The sequence below is a fragment of the Nocardia aurea genome (assembly GCF_003123685.1).
Taxonomy (GTDB): domain Bacteria; phylum Actinomycetota; class Actinomycetes; order Mycobacteriales; family Mycobacteriaceae; genus Nocardia; species Nocardia aurea.
In genome coordinates, this window is sequence record NZ_QCYJ01000110.1 from 1 (window position 1) to 3,911 (window position 3,911).

4 protein-coding genes, 1 tRNA gene and 1 pseudogene are annotated in these 3,911 nt (G+C 70.1%); 5 read left to right on the forward strand and 1 reads right to left on the reverse strand.

The annotated features are described in order from the left end of the window. Window positions 1–195: pseudogene (locus tag DAT37_RS26005) on the forward strand (nucleoside hydrolase); the annotation flags it as partial. 77 nt (window positions 196–272) lie between these two features. Continuing rightward, window positions 273–346: transfer RNA gene (locus DAT37_RS26010), tRNA-Lys, on the forward strand. A 12-nt stretch (window positions 347–358) separates the two neighbouring features. On the opposite strand, the gene DAT37_RS26015 is transcribed toward DAT37_RS26010, so the two are convergent. After that, a complete protein-coding gene (locus DAT37_RS26015; RefSeq protein ID WP_109527514.1) occupies window positions 359–937 on the reverse strand; it encodes a PadR family transcriptional regulator in 579 nt (192 codons plus the stop codon). Window positions 938–1,008: 71 nt separating this feature from the next. Between DAT37_RS26015 and DAT37_RS26020 the strand changes: the two genes are divergently transcribed. From DAT37_RS26020 to DAT37_RS26030, 3 genes are all read left to right on the forward strand, one after another. Beyond that, entirely contained in the window at window positions 1,009–1,401 is a 393-nt protein-coding gene (locus DAT37_RS26020; RefSeq protein WP_109527515.1) for a nuclear transport factor 2 family protein, read from the forward strand. Then, the gene (locus tag DAT37_RS26025) at window positions 1,398–2,888 is read left to right on the forward strand and encodes a phytoene desaturase family protein (protein WP_109527512.1); all 1,491 of its coding nucleotides are present in this window, start codon (window positions 1,398–1,400) and stop codon (window positions 2,886–2,888) included. The genes DAT37_RS26020 and DAT37_RS26025 overlap by 4 nt, the downstream gene beginning before the upstream one ends. Next, the coding region (locus tag DAT37_RS26030) for an FAD-binding oxidoreductase (RefSeq protein ID WP_109527513.1) at window positions 2,885–3,911 on the forward strand (1,027 nt) is incomplete at its 3' end. The genes DAT37_RS26025 and DAT37_RS26030, both read left to right, overlap by 4 nt.

Below are 3,911 nucleotides of genomic sequence, written 5' to 3' on the forward strand. Positions count from 1 at the left end.
CCCTCGCTGTTCACCTGCGTGCCCGCGGTGGTGCACGTGGAGACCGCCGGCCTGTACACCTCGGGGATGACCGTGACGGACTTCAAGCTCCACGACCGGCCGGCCAACGCGCTGGTGGCGACCTCACTGGAGGCGGAGCGATTCTGGGACGTGGTCCTGGAGGCGTACGGACGGCTGGCCCGGCGGCTCGGTTGACCGGTGGAGCCGGGCCTGCGGGCTCCGACGCGTGTGCGGGTGGTCTGCGGCGGCTGCTACAGTTACGTGTGTTGCAAGCGCCGCTAGCTCAGTTGGTCAGAGCAGCTGACTCTTAATCAGCGGGTCCGGGGTTCGAGTCCCTGGCGGCGTACGGCGAGAAGCCTCAGGTCGATCGGCCTGGGGCTTCTTTCGTGCTGCGCCGCTCGAGAACGGCGAGTGCCCGCTCCGCCCAGGCGATGTTCTCGCGTTCGAACGACAGTCCCCGCAGCAGCGTCAGGTAGGGCCCGATCCGCTCGGCCCGGGTCAGATACTCCTCCTCCGGCAGGCCGCCGAGCAGCCGGGCGCGCAACCTCTCGAACTTGGCCGTCTTCGCCTCGGCCCGCCGTCGGCGCTCGTCGATGGCCTGCCGCACCGCCTCCACGTCGCCGACATCCATGGCCTGGACCTTCACCAGGAGCTCGTCCCGGACGGCGCCCGGCCGGGGCGGCTCGGCGGTGAAGGAGGCCAGAGCGTCCAGCCCGGCCCGGGTGAGGGAGAACAGCCGCTTGTTCGGCCTGCGCTCCTGGGTCAGGACCCGCGCCTGGATCAGCCCGTCGGCCTCCATCTTCTCCAGCTCCCGGTAGAGCTGCTGCGGAGTGGCCATCCAGAAGTTGGCAACCGAGGCGTCGAAGCTCTTGGCCAGGTCGTAACCGGACGCCTCGCACTCCAGGAGCGCCGCCATGATCGCGTTGCGCAAAGTCATGTCTAGACGGTAACGCACCAAGGTGATTAGTGTCTTTAGCACCTAATCAACTAATTGAGTAAGGAGTGGCCGTGCATCCCTTCCGCCGGGCCGTCGAGGCCGGAGACCACGAAGCCATCGAGGCGATGCTCGCCGAGCACGTCGTCTTCACCAGTCCGGTGGCCTACAAGCCGTATCCGGGAAAGCTCGTCACCGCGGCGATCCTGCGTGCCGTCGTCCGCGTCTTCGAGGACTTCCGCTATGTCCGGGAGATCGCCGGGGCCGACGGCCGCGACCACGTTCTGGTCTTCAAGGCCACGGTCGACGGCAAGGACGTCCAGGGCTGTGACTTCCTGCACTTCGACGAGGACGGCCTGATCGACGACTTCATGGTCATGGTGCGCCCGCTGTCCGGGGCCAACGCCCTGGCCGAGGCCATGGCCGCGCAGTTCGAGCGGATCCAGCGAGAGGCCGTGGGCGGGTGAACGACTTCGACGCCATCGTCATCGGCGCGGGCAACGCCGGGCTGAGCGCCGCCACCACGCTGCAACGCGCGGGCGCGCGGACCCTGCTGGTCGAGCGGCACAACGTTCCCGGCGGCTGCGCGACCTCCTTCCGCCGGGGCCGCTACGAGTTCGAGGTGGCTCTCCACCAGCTTTCGGGCGTCGGGCTGGAGGGACAGGCGTTCTCGCTGCGCGGCCTGTTCGACAGCCTCGGGGTCGGCGACGAACTGGAGTTCGTCCAGGAGCACGATCTCTACCGCTTCAAGGTCCCCGGACAGGTCGACGTCACGCTCCCCGCCGACCGGGTGGCCGCGATCGAGACGCTGGAGGAGGCGTTCCCCGGCAACCGGTCGCGCGTCGAGAAGTTCCTCGACCTGGTGAGCAACGTCACCATCCTGCAGATCGCCGCCATGCGCGGCACGTCACCCGAGCAGATCGATCCGGTGCTCTTCCGGTACGCGCTGCGCCCGTCCAAGGACGTCCTGGACGAGCACTTCGACGACCCCGGCCTCAAGGCGGCGCTCGGCGTCTACTGGACCTACCTCGGGCAGCCGCCGTCCAAGCTGGCCTTCCAGGATCTGGCCCTGACGCTCTTCGCGTACCTGGAGTTCAAGCCGTGGCACATCAGGGGCGGCTCGCAGGCGATGTCGACCGCGATCCTGGATTCGTTCCTGGCAGCCGGGGGACAGGTCCGGTTCAACACGGCCGTCTCGGCCATCCTGACCGAGGGCGGGCGGGTGCTGGGAGTGCGGCTGGACGACGGCGCGGAAGTGATCGCCCCGGACGTCGTCTCCAACGCCTCGCTTCCGATCACGTACGGCATGCTGGAGAGCATGGACGTCCCGGCGGCCGTCCGTGACGATCTGGCGACCAGGCGGATCGGCGTGTCGGGGTTCGCGCTCCACATGGGCCTGGACGCCACCCCCGCCGAGCTGGGCTTCACCACCAGCACCACGTTCGTCAACCTCGACACCGACGACGACCGCATCCACGCCTCGTGGCACTCCCTCGAACCCGCCCGCGGCATCTGCGTCTCCTCCTACGATGTGGCGCCGATCGGGTTCGCCCCCGCCGGCGCCACCCACGTCAGCCTGATGACGCTCCAGTACGCGCACGCCTGGGACGGCGTCCCGCCGTCGGACTACCACCGCGCCAAGTTCGCCTACGCCCAGACCCTGCTCGACGTCGTGGAACACGTCGCGCCGGGCATCCGCGAGGCGATCGAGGAGGTCGACGTGGCCACGCCGCGGACCATGGCACGCTACCTCGGCCACCCCGGCGGCGCGATCTACGGCTATGACCAGGACCGCACCGAGGGCTGGCTCTTCCGTGACAGCGAGCGCCGGCCGCACGTGCCCGGCCTGCACCTGGCCGGCAGCTGGGCCGGAATGGGCGGCTTCCAGCCGACCCTCGAAGCCGGGGCGCGGGTGGCCCGCCGCCTCATGCGCCGCAAGGAGAGCGTCCGATGAGGCACCTGTACGACGGCGCCGCCGACATCCTCGCCGAGATCGAGACGCGCACCCCCGACACCACCGACCACCTCGCCGAGACCGCCAGGATCGTCGACCTCCACCACCCCAGGCGGCTGCCCCTGACCGTCGCCGAGGTCATCGTCGAAACCCCCACGACGAAGACCTTCCGGCTCCGGCGCGCCGACGGCGAAGACCTGCCGCCCTTCCTGGCCGGACAGTACGTCAGCGTCTTCACCGACGGGACCGGCCGACCGCTGGCGATCTCCTCCAGCCCCGCCCGGCTGGACCACTACGACCTGACCGTTCGGCGGGTGCCGGGCGGCCGGATCAGCAACCACCTGATCGACACGCTCGCCGTCGGCGACCAGGTCACCACTACCGGGCCGATGGGCACCTTCCACCACAATCCGCTCTTCCACGGCGAGGACGTCGTCTTCCTGGCCGGGGGCTCCGGTGTCGCCCCGGCGATGAGCATGATCCGCGATATCGTGGACCACGGTCTGGACCGGCGGTTCCACCTGCTGTACGGCTCCCGCGACGAGCAGGACGTCATCTTCAGGGACGAACTCGTCCGGATCGCGGCCGGCCATCCGCGCATCCGGATCGACCACGTCATCGGGGATCTGCTCACCGCCGGGACGATCCGTGACCTGGCGGGTCCGCTCGGCGGCCGCATGGTCTACGTCTGCGGCCCCCAGGCCCTCTACCCCTACGCGCTGGAGCAGCTCACCGCTCTCGGCCACGCCCGCCGCCGGGTCCGCTTCGAGGCCAACGGCGCTCCGGCCCGGCCGGAGGAGCAGGCTCACTGGCCGGCCGGCGTCGATCCCGTCGAGGAGGTCATCGTCACCGCCGGCGGCAGGAGCTTCCGCAGTCCGCGCGGCCGGCCGCTCCTGGACGCGCTCGAGGACCACGGCATCCGGCCCGAGGCCGCCTGCCGTTCCGGCGAGTGCAGCCTGTGCCGGGTCCGCGTCGTCAAGGGCCGCGTCCACACCGCCGAGGAGGCCAGGCTCCGCCTGTCCG